Here is a 14,765-nt window from a genome sequence, read left to right on the forward strand (position 1 = left end):
CGAGCAACGTAACGCATACAGCCCGGCGTGCGCTGTTTACGTTCGCCTCACCGGCTGCCATCTTCCGACAGCGGCGTCGTGGGGTCGGGTCCACACGGGACGGCTGGTCAGCCGAATCCGCACCAGCGCGACATTTTCAGTCCCGTGCACGGGACGATACCGCGCCGCCCAGGTATTGCCCGGCGGGCGACTGTGATGTGCGACACCCCCGCCCGTTCCCCGGCGGTGGGGGGAAGGGTGTCACCGACGCGCCGGTCCGGCCCGGCCCTCCCGGGTGGCTCAGCCTTCCCCGGCGGCCCGGACCAGCGCGGCGATCGGTCGGGGGTCGGGCTCGTTCTCCGGGTGCCACTGCACGCCGAGCAGGAAGGGCCGGTGCGGATCCTCGACCGCCTCGACCACCCCGTCGTCGGACCAGCCGGTCACCGTCAGCCGGCCCGGGTCGGCCACCGCCTGGTGGTGGTAGGAGTTGACCCGGCTTACGCCGGCCATCACCGTGGCGGCCAGGCTCCCCGGGGCGAAACGCACGCCGTGCCCGCCGTAGACGCCCGGGGCGGGGCGGTGCAGGTCGTGCCCCACCAGGTCCGGCAGGTGCTGGTGCAACGACCCGCCCGCGGCGACGGCGAGCAGCTGCATCCCCCGGCAGACGCCGAGCACCGGCAGGTCGGTGTCGAGCGCGGCGGTGAGCAGGGTCAGCTCGCCCGCGTCGCGCCCCGGCCGGCTCTCGGTGCGGGGCGCCGGTGACTGGCCGTACCGGGCCGGGTCGACGTCCGCGCCGCCGGCCAGGAGAAGCCCGTCGAGCACCCGCAGCACGTCCGCGTCGCGGTCGTCCGGGGGGAGCACCACCGCCCGGCCCCCGGCCGCGGTGACCGCCCGGACGTACGCCTCGGGCACCAGCACCGCCGGCACGTCCCGCCACACCCCCCAGGCGACCGGCTCGGCGTACGCGGAGATCCCGATCAGTGGCCGGCTCACAGCGGGGTGACGTACGCGCCGGTGATGCCGCCGTCCACGACGAACTGCGCGGCGGTCATGAAGGACGAGTCGTCGCTGGCCAGGAACGCCACCGCGGCGGCGATCTCCTCCGGCTTCCCGAACCGCCCCATCGGCACGTGCACCAGCCGGCGGGCGGCCCGCTCCGGGTCGGCGGCGAAGAGCTCCAGCAGCAGCGGGGTGGCGACCGGGCCGGGGCAGAGCGCGTTGACGCGGATGCCCTCGCGGGCGAACTGCACGCCCAGCTCCCTCGTCATCGCCAGCACCCCGCCCTTGCTCGCCGTGTACGCGATCTGCGAGGTGGCCGCCCCCATCAGCGCCACGAACGACGCGGTGTTGATGATCGAGCCCCGGCCCTGCCGGCGCATGTGCGGGATGACGTGCTTGCAGCAGAGGTAGACGCTCGTGGTGTTGACCCGCAGCACGCGCTCCCAGGCGTCCAGCCCGGTGGCCAGGATGGAGTCGTCCTCCGGCGGGGAGATGCCGGCGTTGTTGAACGCCACGTCGATCCGCCCGTGCCGCTCGGCCACCCCGTCGAAGAGGTCCCGCACGGCCGCCTCGTCGGCGACGTCCGTGGCGACGAACTCGCCGCCGACCTCCTCGGCGGCCCGCCCACCCGCCTCCGGGTCGACGTCCACGCAGACCACCCGGGCCCCCTCGGCGGCGAACCGCCGCACGGTGGCCAGCCCGATCCCGCTGCCCGCTCCGGTGACCACGGCCACCCGGTCCTCAAGACGACCCCGCACCTGCTCACTCCTCCGTTGCGATGAACACGTTCTTGACGTCGGTGAAGGCGTGCAGCGCGTCCGGGCCCAGCTCGCGGCCCAGCCCGGAACGCTTCATCCCGCCGAACGGCGTCCAGTACCGCACCGAGGAGTGCGAGTTGACGCTGAGGTTGCCCGCCTCCACGGCCCGCGCCACCCGCACCGCCCGGCCCACGTCCCGGGTCCAGATCGAACCGGACAGGCCGTACTCGGTGTCGTTGGCGAGGCGGATCGCGTCGGCCTCGTCGTCGAACGGGAGCACCGAGACGACCGGGCCGAAGATCTCCTCGCGCCAGTGCCGGTCCGCGGCCGAGTCGGCGAGCAGCACCGTCGGGGCGTACCAGAAGCCCGGACCGTCGGGGCGGGAGCCGGTGAAGGCGACCGTCGCCCCGTCGACGTACCCGGCCACCCGGTCGCGCTGGGCGGCGGAGATCAGCGGGCCCATCTCGGCGCTCTCCCGGGCCGGGTCCTCCACCCGCAGCGCGCGCACCGCCGGTTCGAGCAGCTCCAGGAACCGGTCGTACACCGGCCGCTGGACCAGGATCCGCGACCGGGCGCAGCAGTCCTGACCGGCGTTGTCGAAGACGGCGTACGGGGCGGTGGCCGCCGCCCGCTCCAGGTCCGCGTCGGCGAAGACGAGGTTGGCGCTCTTGCCGCCCAGCTCCAGGGTGAGCCGCTTCACCTGCGCGGCGCAGCCGGCCATGATCCGGGTGCCCACCTCGGTGGAGCCGGTGAAGCAGACCTTGCGGACGGCGGGGTGGGCGACGAACCGCTCCCCCACCACGGACCCTCGGCCCGGCAGCACGGTGAACACGTCGTCGGGCACGCCCGCCTCGCGCGCCAGCTCGGCCAGGCGCAGCGCGGTCAGCGGGGTCAGCTCGGCGGGCTTGAGCACCACGGCGTTGCCGGCCGCGAGCGCCGGCGCGAAGCCCCAGGCGGCGATCGGCATCGGGAAGTTCCACGGCACGATCACCCCGACCACGCCCAGCGGCTCGTGGAACGTCACGTCCAGCCCGCCCGGCACGGGGATCTGCCGCCCGGTCAGCCGCTCCGGCGCGCCCGCGTAGTAGTCGAGCACGTCCCGGACGTTGCCCGCCTCCCACCGCGCGTTGCCGATGGTGTGCCCGGCGTTGCGCACCTCCAGCTGCGCCAGCTCCTCCAGGTGCGCGTCGACCACCGCCGCGAACCGCCGCAGCACCCGCGCCCGCTCCCCCGGCGCCACCCCCCGCCAGCGCCGGAAGGCCGCGTCCGCCCGCGCGATCGCCGCGTCGACCTCCTCGACCGACGTGTCGGCCACGAACCCCACGACCTCCCCGGTTGCCGGATCCACCACCTCACTCACGCGCCCACCTCCTCCCTCCATCGCAACACCCCCGCACCCCCGCACCCCCGCACCCCGAGCCCGCGCCCCACGCCCCCGGCCCCCGGGCGGCGTCGATCATGCAGTTGTGGCGCCTCACGAAAGCCGCCGATCGCCATCAGTCGCCCACCAGAACTCCATGATCGATGGGGTGGGGGTGGGTTAGAGGCGTTCGAAGCCACGGAAGAGTTCCCAGTCCGTGACGGCGGCGTCGTAGGCCGTCAGCTCGATCCGTGCCTGGTTGGCGTAGTGCGCTGCCACCTCGTCGCCGAACGCCTCGGCGGCCACCGTCGAGCCCTCCCAGAGGGCCAGGGCGTCGCGGAGCGTGCCGGGGACCCGCTCGGCGGCCGGGTCGTCGTACGCGTTGCCGGTGCACTCCTCGCCCAGTTCCAACTCCCGCTCGATGCCGTGCACCGCGCCGGCGACGAGGGCGGCGATCGCCAGGTACGGGTTCACGTCCGCCCCCGGCACCCGGTTCTCCACCCGCATGCCCTGCCCGTGCCCGACCAGGCGCAGCGCGCAGGTGCGGTTGTCCGTGCCCCAGCGCAGCGCGGTGGGCGCGAACGACCCGGGCTGGTAGCGCTTGTACGAGTTGATGTTCGGCGCGAACAGGAGGCTGAACTCGCGCATGGTGGCCAGCAGCCCGGCCAGCACCCGCTGCCCGGTCACCGACAGGTGCGCCGGCCCGTCGCCGAGCATCGCCGACCGGCCGTCGGCGTCCCGCAGCGAGAAGTGGATGTGGCAGGAGTTGCCCTCCCGCGCGTTCGGCTTGGCCATGAAGGTGATCGACATGCCCTCCTGGGCGGCGATCTCCTTCGCCCCGTTCTTGTAGATCACGTGGTGGTCGGCGCAGGCCACCGCCTCGTCGTAGCGGAAGGCGATCTCGTGCTGGCCGAGGTTGCACTCCCCCTTCGCGCTCTCCGGCGTCAGCCCCGCCCCGGCCATCTCCCGCCGGATGCGGCGCAGCAGCGGCTCCACCCGGGCGGTGCCGAGCAGCGAGTAGTCCACGTTGTACTGGTTGGCCGGGGTCAGGTCCCGGTAGCCGCGCTGCCAGGCGTCCTCGTACGAGTCGCGGAACAGCACGAACTCCAACTCGGTGCCGGCGTACGCGGTCAGCCCGTGCGCGGCCAGCCGGTCGAGCTGCCGGCGCAGGATCTGCCGGGGCGAGGCGACCACCGGGGACCCGTCCAGCCAGGCCAGGTCGGCCAGGAGCAGCGCGCTGCCCGGCTGCCAGGGCACCCGGCGCAGCGTGTCGAGGTCCGGCACCATGGCGAAGTCGCCGTAGCCGCGTTCCCAGCTGGACATCGCGTAGCCGTCGACCGTGTTCATGTCGACGTCGACGGCCAGCAGGTAGTTGCAGCCCTCGCTGCCGTGCGCGACCACCTCGTCGAGGAAGTAGGGCGCGTGGAACCGCTTGCCCTGCAACCGGCCCTGCATGTCGACCAGGGCCAGCACCACGGTGTCGATCTCGCCCTCGGCGACGGCGACCCGTAGCTGTTCCAACGTGAGCGGAGCTTTCCTCATCGGCGGGCCTCCATCACCAAGGTCTACTGGCTGACCGGTTGACCGTCAATGCCCTGCCCGGCATCCCGGCAACCGCCCCCGGGCGCGGGTGTCGCCGGCCGGGCCCTGTCGAGCTGCCCCGTCCATGAGACCGGCGCGCGGTGCGCGACGAACCGAGCCAGGCCGAGCCGAGCCAGGCAGAGCCAGGCAGAGCCAGGCCGAGCCGAGCCGGGCCGTGCCGAGCCAGGCGGGCCGAGCCAGGCGGGCCGAGCCAGGCGGGCCGAGCCAGGCGGGCCGAGCCAGGCGGGCCGAGCCAGGTGCCCCGCCGGGTGGGGCAGCTCGACAGGCGGTCGGAAGGTGCACGACCCCGCGAGCGGCCCGCTCGGCGTTCCCGTCAACCAGCCCGGCGAGCGGGCAAATTGCGTTGCCGGGCCGGCGCGCGCGCCGCATGCTTGAGCCCGTGACCAGGCCCGATCGCGACGGGCCACCGCCGGGCGCTCGGACCGCCCGGCACGCGGCGGCGCGGGGCACGTCACCTCTCTCTCACCGTACGGCGTTGCGCCGTACCCGACGCCCACCCCGCGCCGCCGCCCGCAAGGCCCCCCGCACCGCTGCCCGTGCGCACCGCCTCAGGCGAGCAGCAGGCCGGCGACCCAGAGCGCGGCGACGAGCAGACCGGCGAGGAACTCGACCAGCATGGAGAGGCCGGCCGCCGCCACCGCCTGCTTCGTCGCCGGCCAGGCCAGCCGGGAGTCGCCCAGCCGGAGCCGCTCCGCCGCCCACACGCCGCCGACGAAGCCGAGCACCAGCCCGATCACCGGGATCACGAAGAAGCCGACCAGCCCCAGCAGGCCGCCGGCGAGCAGCGACGAGGTGGGCACTCCGGTGCGTCTGAGGTTCCGCCCCGGCCAGGCGTACTTGACGACGGTGCCGCCGGCGACGACCACGGTCGCGGCGGCGAGCACCGCCCAGCGGCCGGGACCGGCGCCGCCGAAGATCGCCCAGACCAGCACCCCGCCCCAGCACAGCGGCAGCGCCGGCAGGCCGGGCACCACCACCCCGGCGAGCCCGGCGAGGATCGCCAACCCGGCGAGTACGGCGACCGCCGCCTCGCTGTCCGTCAGGCTCATGCCGTCGCTCCCTGGTCGTCGCCGCGCAGCCGGGCGGTGATCTCGGCCGCCGGGGCGGGCGGGCCGAAGAACCGTCCCTGCCCGGTGTCGCAGCGCAGCGCGCGCAGCCGCTCGGCCTGCACCCCGGTCTCCACCGCCTCGGCGGTCACCCACAGCTCCAGCGCGTGCGCCAGCCGGACCAGCGCGTCCACGATCCGCTCGTCCCGGTGGTCGGTCACCGCCTCGGCGTCCTCGCCCCGGATGCCCTCGACGAAGGGCCCGGCCAGCTTCAGGCAGTGGATCGGCAGCCGGCGCAGGTACGCCAGGTTCGAGTAGCCGGTGCCGAAGTCGTCGATCGCCAGCCGTACGCCGAGGGCGGCCAGCCGGTGCAGCGACCGCAGCGGCTCCCCGGCGGTGCCCATCACCGCGCTCTCGGTCAGCTCCAGTTGCAGCAGGTCCGCCGGTAGCCCGGTGGAGGCGAGCGCGTCGGCGACGGTGTCCACGATCCCCGGGTCCTCGGCCTGCCGGGCGGCCAGGTTGACGCTGACCACCAGCTGGGCCCGGGGGAACTCCCGCCGCCACGCCTCCGCGTCCCGGCAGGCCTGCCGCAGCACCCACTCGCCGAGCCGGACGATCAGGCCGGTCTCCTCGGCCAGCCCGATGAACCGGTCCGGCCCGATCAGCCCCAGCTCGGGGTGCTGCCACCGGACCAGCGCCTCCACGGCCAGCATCGAGCCCTCCAGCAGGGACACGATCGGCTGGTAGCGCACCACGAACTCGCCCCGTTCCAGCGCCGCCGGCAGCCCGGCGGCCAGGGCGGAACGGGCGATGTCCCGGGCGCCGCGCTCCGGGTCGTAGACCGCCCACCGGCCCCGCCCCTCCGCCTTGGCCCAGTAGAGCGTGGTGTCGGCGGCCTTCATCAGCTCCGAGGCGCTCGTCCCACCGACCGGGCACTCGACGATGCCGACACTCGCCGAGACCGCGAGCTGGTGCTCGCCGATGCGGACCGGGGCGGAGACCGCGGCCAGGGCCACCTCGGCGACCCGTACCGCGTCGTCGAGCCCGGCGCCGTCGTCGACCAGGATGACGAACTCGTCCCCACCCATCCGGGCGACGAGGTGACCGCGGCCGGCGACGCACTCGGCCAGCCGTCGGGCGATCACCACGAGCAGCCGGTCGCCGAGGTCGTGGCCGAGGCTGTCGTTGACCGCCTTGAAGCCGTCCAGGTCGAGGAAGCAGACGCCGACCCGGTGGGCCGTGTCGGCGCCGTCGAAGACCCGGCCCAGCGTCTCGAAGAACAGGGTCCGGTTGGGCAGGCCGGTGAGCGGGTCGTGCAGCGCCTGGAAGCGCAGCCGCTGCTGGAGTTCGTACCGCGCGGTGATGTCCTCGATCATCGCGACGGTGAACCGCGGCCGGCCGTCGTCGTGGCGGATCAGCGAGACGGACAGGTCCGTCCAGACCACGCTGCCGTCCTTGCGGTAGTAGCGCTTCTCCACCCGGGCCCTGTCCTGCTTGCCCTCGATCAGTTCCTGGTAGAGCTCCCACATCCCGGCCGCGTCGTCGTGGTGGAACAGCGAGGCCACATTGGTGTGCCGCAGCTCCTCGATGGAGTAGCCGAGCATGTCCGCGAACGCCTGGTTGACGTCGATGATCTGACCGTCGACGCCGGCGATGCCGATCCCCGTGGCCGCCCCCACGAAGACCGCCCGGAACCGGGCCTCGCTGTCCCGCAGGGCCTGCTCCACCTCGTCGCGGGCCTGCCAGGCCGAACGGGCGATTCGCTCCTGCTGGGCGAAGGTACGGTCCCGCAGGGCCCGGGCGAAGCCGGCGGCGAGCCCGCCCTGCAACGCCGCGACCCGTTGCGCCGTCCCGTCCCGGTGGGCCCGGCCCGGCAGCACCCGGGCGGGGAACCGGTCGCCGAGGGCCCGCACCGACCAGTCGAGCACCCGGGGCTCGGTCAGGTGCGCCTCGACCAGCGCGCGCCCGACCTCCTCGGCCGGCCGGGGCGAGAACGGCTCGGCGAGCAGGGCCTGGGCCAGCCGCACGGTGTGCAGGTGCAGCAGGCGCTCGGTCTCGGCCGCGCTGAGGGGCACGAAACCGAGCCGGCGCACCGCCCGGGCCCACTCGGCCGCGTACCGCTGGGCGCCCGACCGGCTGAGGTCGTCGCCGCCGGGATCCGGGACGGCGGCCATCGGATCAGGCGGTGGGTTGGTCGTACCGGGCGACGCCGCCGAAGGCGCCGAACCGCTCCGGGTGGTCGTCCACGTCGGAAGGCGAGTCGGGGCGCCACAGCGGCATGTGCACCACGCCCGGCTCCAGGAGCGTCCAGTCACCGAAGAAGCTCGTCACCTCGGCCCGGGAGCGCAGCGTGATCTCGGTGTCGGTGCGCGCCGAGAGGCGCTGCGCGTCGAGCATCTCCTGCGGCTGGTCCTCGAACGTGGAGTGCGAGATGACCAGGTGGCTGCCCGGGGCCGCGGCGGCCCGGAGGGTGGCCAGGACGTCGCCGGGGCGGTCGGCGTCGGGAACGAAGTGCACCACCCCGGCGAGCAGGATGCCCAGCGGCCGGCCGAAGTCGAGCAGCCCGAGGTCACGGGCCCCGGCCAGGATCCGCTCCGGCTCGCGCAGGTCGCCGTGGATCACCCCGGTCAGTTCGTCGCCGGCGAGCAGCTCCCGGCTGTGCGCCACCGCGACCGGGTCGATGTCGACGTAGACCACCCGGGCCTTCGGGTTGGCCGCCTGGGCGACCTCGTGCACGTTGCCGACGGTGGGTATGCCGGAGCCGATGTCGAGGAACTGGTCGATGCCGGCGTCGAGCAGCGTCCGCACGGCGCGGCGCAGGAACTCCCGGCCGGCGCGCATGGTCGCCGCCAGGTTCGGGGTCATGGCGGCGATCTGCTCGGCGAGCTGCCGGTCGATCTCGAAGTTGTGCGCCCCGCCGAGGAAGTAGTCGTACACCCGGGCCGCGCTCGGCCGGGAGAGGTCGATCTCGGCGGAAAGTCCGTCCGGCATCTGCACTGCTGCACCTCATGGTCGTCGCCGCGGTGCGGGAGGGAACCGGCGTCGGGTGCGTGGGGCACGCGAGGCGCCGGCCGACCCGCGGGTCGTGTGGTGCTCACCACTCTAGGCCGCGAACTCCCGGCTCCGGGAGGTCCCATGACCCACTTCGTCAGCCCTTCCGACCCCCGTCACGGTCCGTACACCGCACGATGACCGGGCGGGCCGGCGGCGGGTGGAATGCGCGGGGTGCGGGGAGCCCGGCTGCGGGTCAGGCGGCTTCGAGCAGCAGCGAGATGCCCTGACCGACGCCGACGCACATGGTGGCCAGCGCCCGCCGGCCGCCCCGGCGGCGCAGCTCCAGCGCGGCCGTCAACGCCAGCCGGGCGCCGCTGGCGCCGAGCGGGTGCCCGAGCGCGATCGCCCCGCCGTTCGGGTTGACGTGCTCGGCGTCTGCCGGCAGGCCCAGCTCGCGCAGCACCGCGACGGACTGCGCGGCGAACGCCTCGTTCAGCTCGATCACGTCGACCGCGTCGAGGCCGAGGCCGAGGCGGTCGAGCAGCTTCCGGGTGGCCGGCACCGGCCCGACGCCCATCACCCGCGGCGGTACGCCGGCCGCGGCGGCGCCGCTGACCCGGGCCAGCGGGGTGAGGCCGTAGCGGGCCACGGCCGCCTCCGAGGCGACCAGCAGCGCCACCGCTCCGTCGTTGACGCCGGAGGAGTTGCCGGCGGTCACCGTGCCGCCCTCCCGGAACGGGGTGGGCAGCGCGGCGAGCTTCTCCAGCGAGGTCTCGCGGGGGTGCTCGTCGACCTCGACGAGCTTCGTCTCGCGCCGCCCCGCCGGCACGGTCACCGGCACGATCTCCTCGGCGAACCGGCCGTCGGCCTGCGCCTTGGCCGCCCGCTGCTGCGACCGGTACGCGAACTCGTCCTGCTCGGCGCGGCCGACGCCGTACGCGGCGGCGACGTTCTCCGCCGTCTCCGGCATGGAGTCGATGCCCCAGTGCTTCTTCATCAGCGGGTTGACCAGCCGCCAGCCGATGGTGGTGTCGTAGACCTCGGCGGTGCGGGAGAACGGGGTGGTCGCCTTCGGCATCACGAACGGGGCGCGGCTCATGCTCTCCACCCCGCCGGCCACCACGAGGTCGGCCTCGCCGGCGACGACGGAGCGGGCCGCGGTGGCGAGGGCGTCCAGGCCGGAGCCGCAGAGCCGGTTGACCGTGCTGCCGGGCACCTCCTCGGGCAGCCCGCCGAGCAGCGCCGCCATCCGGGCCACGTTGCGGTTGTCCTCGCCGGCCTGGTTGGCGCAGCCCAGGATCACGTCGTCCACCCGCGCCCAGTCCACCGACGGGTGTCTGGCGACCAGTTCGCGGATCACGTGTGAGGCCAGGTCGTCGGGGCGGACGCCGGCGAGGGCGCCGGCGTACCGGCCGATCGGGGTGCGGACACCGGCCACCAGGTATGCCACGGTCATCAGCGCGATCCTTCGGGGGGTGGGAAGGGGCGGGAGGCGGGCGGTTCCGGGTCGCGGGGACGCCCGGCAGCCAGGATATCCGCGCGCGCAGCGGATAGGTTGGCGGCATGGCCCGGGCCCAGTTCAGCGCAGAGACCAGCGGCGGCGGCGAGTTCGTCCGCCAGCCCAACCGGTTCACCGGTCGGGTCACCCCGGACTCCGACTCCCCGCCCGGTGGCGGGCCGGACGCGCAGGGCCGGTGGCCGCTGGAGCCGGGCCGCTACCGGCTGATCTGGTGCCGGGCCTGCCCGTGGGCGCACCGGGCCCGGATCGTGCGCGGACTGCTCGGCCTGGAGGACGCCATCTCCCTCGGTACGGTCGACCCGATCCGCGACGAGCGGGGCTGGCGGTTCGCCCTGGACGCGGACGGCTTCGACCCGGTGCTCGGCATCGGCTTCCTCTCCGAGGCGTACCTGGCCACCGATCCCGACTACACCGGGCGGGTCACCGTGCCGGCGCTGCTCGACACGCGCACCGGGCGGGTGGTCACCAACGACTATCCGCAGCTCACTCTGGACCTCTCCACCGAGTGGCGCAGCCTGCACCGGCCGGGCGCACCAGACCTCTACCCGGTCGAGCTCCGCCCGGAGCTGGACGCCCTGATGGCGGAGATCCACCGGGACGTGAACAACGGCGTCTACCGGTGCGGCTTCGCCACCTCGCAGGCCGCGTACGACGAGGCGTTCACGGCCCTCTTCGCCCGGCTCGACGCGCTGTCGGAGCGGCTGGCGGGCCGGCGCTACCTGATGGGCGACGCGATCACCGAGGCCGACGTGCGGCTCTTCACCACCCTGGTCCGCTTCGACGTGGCGTACCACGGGCACTTCAAGTGCAACCGGCACAAGCTCACCGAGCTGCCGGTGCTCTGGGCGTACGCGCGGGACCTGTTCCAGACCCCGGGCTTCGGCGAGACGGTCGACTTCGACCACATCAAGCGGCACTACTACGGCACCCACGCGGCGATCAACCCGACAGGGATCGTCCCGCTGGGCCCCGACACCTCCGGCTGGACCACGCCGCACGGGCGTGGCTGAGCCGCGCCGGGCCGGCCCGCGCACCGCCCCGCCCCGGGCCGCCGCCGCCTCGGCGTCCGCCGCCTGCGTCGCGGCGGGCGCGGTCGCCGTGACCGTCGCCGTGGTCGCCGGTCCGGGGCCGGGTCCGACCGGGTACGTCAGCGAGGCGGGCGTCACCGACAGCGCGTACGCCCCGGCGTACCGGATCGGGGTCTTCGCCCTGGCCGCCGGGCTGCTGCTGCTCGCGGCGGCGCTGCCCCGGGCGTTGCGGGCGGCGGCCGGGCTGCTCGCGGTCGGAGGCGTCTTCGCGCTGGTCTCCGGGGCGGTGACGTGCAGTGCGGGCTGCCCGCTGCCGCCGTTCGAGCGGGCCACCACGGCGGACCTGGTGCACGGCGCGGCGAGCATCCTCGCGGTGGCCGCGGTGGTCTTCGCGATGCTGGCGATCGCGCTCACCCGGGCCGCGCCGCCGGCGCTGCACCGGCTGGCCGCGGTGGCCCTGGCGGCGGCCCTGCCGCTGGCGGGCGCGACCGCCGTGGCCCTGGTCGCCGTCGGGCGCGGCGGCCTGATCGCGGTCCTGGAGCGGCTGCTGCTGCTGGTGGCCGTCCTCTGGGGCGCGGCCACCGCGACCGCCGTCGCCCTCCGCCGGCCGGCGAGGGCGCCCCGTCGACCCCCGCGGTAGCCGAAGGGCCCCTTCCGCGCACCCACTGTAAGGAGCGTCACCGCGAAGGGTCCTTCCGCTGCATCGACCGCCGGCGTTAGCCTCGGCGACGATGACCAACGTCTGGCACCTGACCGTGCGCCTGTATGTCGACCTCCGACTGCAGGCCAGCGGCGTCTGTCCGGCGCAGCCGCTCTCCTGACGCTGCCCGTTCCGACCTCCAGACCCTGGGACACATCCTCATGGCTTCCGCCCTGCGCAAGATCCCCTTCTCCGTGCAGATCCTGCTCGGCCTCATCCTCGGCGTGGCGCTCGGCTTCCTCGCCCGCGCCAACGACCTGAGCTGGCTCGCCAGCACCCTCGACACCGTCGGCGGCCTCTTCGTCCAGCTGCTCAAGCTGGCCGTGCCGCCGCTGGTCTTCACCGCCATCGTCGTCAGCGTCGTCAGCCTGCGCGGGGTGACCAACGCCGCCCGGCTGGCGCTGAAGACCCTGCTCTGGTTCGGCGTCACCGCGCTGATCGCGGTGGGCGTCGGCATCGGGCTCGGTGTGCTCACCGACCCGGGCCGCGGCGTCACCCTCGACACCGCCGGCGCCACCGCGCCCACCAGGACCGGCTCGTGGACCGACTTCCTCACCGGCATCGTGCCGACCAACCCGGTCGGCGCGTTCGTCGACGGCAACGTGCTCCAGATCGTCTTCCTGGCCCTCGTCGTCGGCGCGGCGGCGCTGCTGGTCGGCGAGGCCGCGGAGCCGTTCGTGGCGATCAACCGCGCGCTGCTGGAGATCGTGCAGAAGGCGCTGTGGTGGGTCATCCGGCTCGCCCCGATCGGCACCCTCGGCCTGATCGGCAACGCCGTCGCGTCGTACGGCTGGGACCTGGTGGCCCCGCTCGCCAAGTTCACCACCGCCGTCTACGTCGGCTGCGCGATCGTGCTGTTCGTGGTCTACCCGCTGTTGCTGGTGGGCGCCGGTCGGCTGAACCCGCTGCGCTTCTTCGCCGGCGCCTGGCCCGCGATCGAGCTGGCCTTCGTCTCCCGCTCCTCGGTGGGCACGATGCCGGTGACCCAGCGCTCGGTCGAGCGCCTCGGTGTCCCCCGCGAGTACGCCTCGTTCGCGGTGCCGTTCGGCGCCACCACGAAGATGGACGGCTGCGCGGCCATCTACCCGGCGCTGGCGGCGATCTTCGTCGCCCAGGTCTTCGGGGTGGACCTCGGGCTCACCGACTACCTGCTGATCGCCTTCGTCTCGGTGGTCGGCTCGGCGGCCACCGCCGGCCTGACCGGCGCGATCGTGATGCTCACCCTGACGCTGAGCACGCTGGGCCTGCCCCTGGCCGGCGCCGGCCTGCTGCTGGCGATCGACCCGATCCTCGACATGATCCGCACCGCCACCAACGTCGCCGGCCAGGCGCTGGTGCCGACGATCGTCGCCGCCCGCGAGGGCACCCTGGACCGGGCCGCGTACGACTCGGCGGGCCGGCGGTCGACGCTGGCCCCGACCGACGCCGAGGCCGGTACCGGCCCGCGACGGTCCGAGGACCTGAGCCCCGTACCGGCCTGAGCCACCCGGCACGCCCGCGCACCGGGCCGAGACCGACGTCGCCGGCCGAGCCGCGGCACCACCCGACGAGGCGGGGAGGGCCCCACCTCTGGGCCCTCCCCGCGCCCGGAGAGGATGACCCCATGAGTGCCCTGTTCACCCCGCTCACCCTGCGCACGGTGACCCTGCCCAACCGGATCGCCCTGGCGCCGATGTGCCAGTACACCGCCGGCCCGGACGGCCTGCCCACCGACTGGCACCTGGTGCACCTGGGCGCCCGGGCGGTCGGCGGCGCCGGCCTGGTGATGACCGAGGCCACCGCCGTGCTGCCCGAGGGGCGGATCAGCCCGCAGGACACCGGGCTCTGGTCCGCCGCGCACGTCGACGCCTGGCGGCCGGTGACCGCGTTCGTCGCCGCGCACGGCGCGGCGCCGGTCGTGCAGCTCGCGCACGCCGGGTTCAAGGCGTCGACGTACCGGCCGTGGGCGCCCCGGCGGGGCGGGGTGCCCGACGCCGAGGGCGGCTGGACGCCGGTCGGCCCGGGGTCCGCGCCGTTCGTACCCGACTACCGGGTGCCGACCGCGCTGGACGAGGCGGGCATCGCCGGCGTCGTCGAGGCGTTCGCGGCCGCGGCCGGCCGGGCGGTCGACGCCGGGTTCGCGGCCGTGGAGATCCACGCCGCGCACGGCTACCTGCTGCACGAGTTCCTCTCCCCGCTGACGAACCACCGGAACGACGGCTGGGGCGGGGACCGGTCCGGCCGGATGCGGCTGACCCTGGAGGTGGTGCGGGCGGTCCGCGCGGCGGTCGGCGAGGACGTGCCCGTGCTGACCCGCATCTCGGCCACCGACTGGGAGCCGGCGGGCTGGACTGCGGAGGACAGCGTGGTGCTCGCCGGCGAGCTGGCCGCCGCCGGGGTGGACCTGGTCGACTGCTCCTCGGGCGGCGCGTCGGCGACCGCGACCATCCCGGTCGGCCCGGGCTACCAGGTGCCGCTGGCCGCCCGGGTGCGCCGGGAGGCGGGGGTGGCCACCGGCGCGGTCGGCCTGATCGTCGAGCCGGAGCAGGCCGAGGAGATCGTCGCGTCCGGCGACGCCGACCTGGTCCTGCTCGGGCGGGAGCTCCTGCGGGACCCGTACTGGCCGCACCGGGCCGCCGCCAAGCTCGGCGCCACCCCCACCTGGCCCGACCAGTACGCCCGCGCCACCTGACCCACCCGCCCCCCCCCCCGCCCCCCCCCCCCCCCCCCCCCCCCCCCCCCCCCCCCCCCCCCGCGGGGAAAAAAGGGTGGGGGGGGGGTGCGAAAACAAAAGAGGCCCC

12 protein-coding genes are annotated in these 14,765 nt (G+C 74.9%); 4 read left to right on the plus strand and 8 right to left on the minus strand.

All coding sequences use genetic code 11. The features are described 5' to 3' along the window. Positions 1–279: 279 nt before the first annotated feature. The 8 genes from AB0G13_RS11430 to pcaF all read right to left on the minus strand — a co-directional run bounded on the left by AB0G13_RS11430 (position 280) and on the right by pcaF (position 10,194). Complete coding sequence (locus AB0G13_RS11430; RefSeq protein ID WP_357872307.1) at positions 280–972, minus strand: gamma-glutamyl-gamma-aminobutyrate hydrolase family protein; 693 nt, start codon at positions 970–972, stop codon at positions 280–282. Further along, a complete protein-coding gene (locus tag AB0G13_RS11435; protein WP_357872310.1) occupies positions 969–1,736 on the minus strand; it encodes a 3-oxoacyl-ACP reductase in 768 nt (255 codons plus the stop codon). The genes AB0G13_RS11430 and AB0G13_RS11435 overlap by 4 nt, the downstream gene beginning before the upstream one ends. 4 nt (positions 1,737–1,740) lie before the next feature. Next, positions 1,741–3,117 carry an aldehyde dehydrogenase family protein gene (locus AB0G13_RS11440; RefSeq protein ID WP_357872313.1) on the minus strand — a complete coding sequence of 459 codons (1,377 nt, stop codon included), beginning with the start codon at positions 3,115–3,117 and terminating at the stop codon, positions 1,741–1,743. 159 nt (positions 3,118–3,276) lie between these two features. Then, on the minus strand, positions 3,277–4,638 hold the full coding sequence (locus tag AB0G13_RS11445; RefSeq protein WP_357872316.1) for a glutamine synthetase family protein: 1,362 nt from the start codon (positions 4,636–4,638) through the stop codon (positions 3,277–3,279). 608 nt (positions 4,639–5,246) lie between these two features. Beyond that, entirely contained in the window at positions 5,247–5,747 is a 501-nt protein-coding gene (locus AB0G13_RS11450; RefSeq protein ID WP_357872319.1) for a DUF456 domain-containing protein, read from the minus strand. Then, positions 5,744–7,918 carry an EAL domain-containing protein gene (locus tag AB0G13_RS11455; RefSeq protein WP_357872322.1) on the minus strand — a complete coding sequence of 725 codons (2,175 nt, stop codon included), beginning with the start codon at positions 7,916–7,918 and terminating at the stop codon, positions 5,744–5,746. Before AB0G13_RS11455 ends, AB0G13_RS11450 begins: the two co-directional genes overlap by 4 nt. A gap of 4 nt (positions 7,919–7,922) precedes the next feature. Then, complete coding sequence (locus AB0G13_RS11460) at positions 7,923–8,741, minus strand: SAM-dependent methyltransferase (protein WP_357872325.1); 819 nt, start codon at positions 8,739–8,741, stop codon at positions 7,923–7,925. 250 nt (positions 8,742–8,991) lie between these two features. Next, positions 8,992–10,194, minus strand: a complete 1,203-nt coding sequence (gene pcaF / locus AB0G13_RS11465) for a 3-oxoadipyl-CoA thiolase (RefSeq protein WP_357872327.1) — start codon at positions 10,192–10,194, stop codon at positions 8,992–8,994. A 107-nt stretch (positions 10,195–10,301) separates the two neighbouring features. Between pcaF and AB0G13_RS11470 the strand changes: the two genes are divergently transcribed. The 4 genes from AB0G13_RS11470 (at position 10,302) to AB0G13_RS11485 (ending at position 14,656) form a co-directional block, all read left to right on the plus strand. Then, positions 10,302–11,267, plus strand: coding sequence for a glutathione S-transferase C-terminal domain-containing protein (locus AB0G13_RS11470; protein ID WP_357872330.1), 966 nt, complete (start codon positions 10,302–10,304; stop codon positions 11,265–11,267). Further along, complete coding sequence (locus tag AB0G13_RS11475; RefSeq protein ID WP_357872332.1) at positions 11,260–11,925, plus strand: DUF998 domain-containing protein; 666 nt, start codon at positions 11,260–11,262, stop codon at positions 11,923–11,925. The genes AB0G13_RS11470 and AB0G13_RS11475 overlap by 8 nt, the downstream gene beginning before the upstream one ends. A 233-nt stretch (positions 11,926–12,158) precedes the next feature. Then, the gene (locus AB0G13_RS11480; protein WP_357872353.1) at positions 12,159–13,466 is read left to right on the plus strand and encodes a dicarboxylate/amino acid:cation symporter; all 1,308 of its coding nucleotides are present in this window, start codon (positions 12,159–12,161) and stop codon (positions 13,464–13,466) included. Positions 13,467–13,588: 122 nt separating this feature from the next. Continuing rightward, positions 13,589–14,656 carry an NADH:flavin oxidoreductase/NADH oxidase gene (locus AB0G13_RS11485; RefSeq protein ID WP_357872335.1) on the plus strand — a complete coding sequence of 356 codons (1,068 nt, stop codon included), beginning with the start codon at positions 13,589–13,591 and terminating at the stop codon, positions 14,654–14,656. Positions 14,657–14,765 lie beyond the last annotated feature (109 nt).

It is taken from the genome of Micromonospora sp. NPDC023633 (genome assembly GCF_040640035.1).
Classification (GTDB): domain Bacteria; phylum Actinomycetota; class Actinomycetes; order Mycobacteriales; family Micromonosporaceae; genus Micromonospora.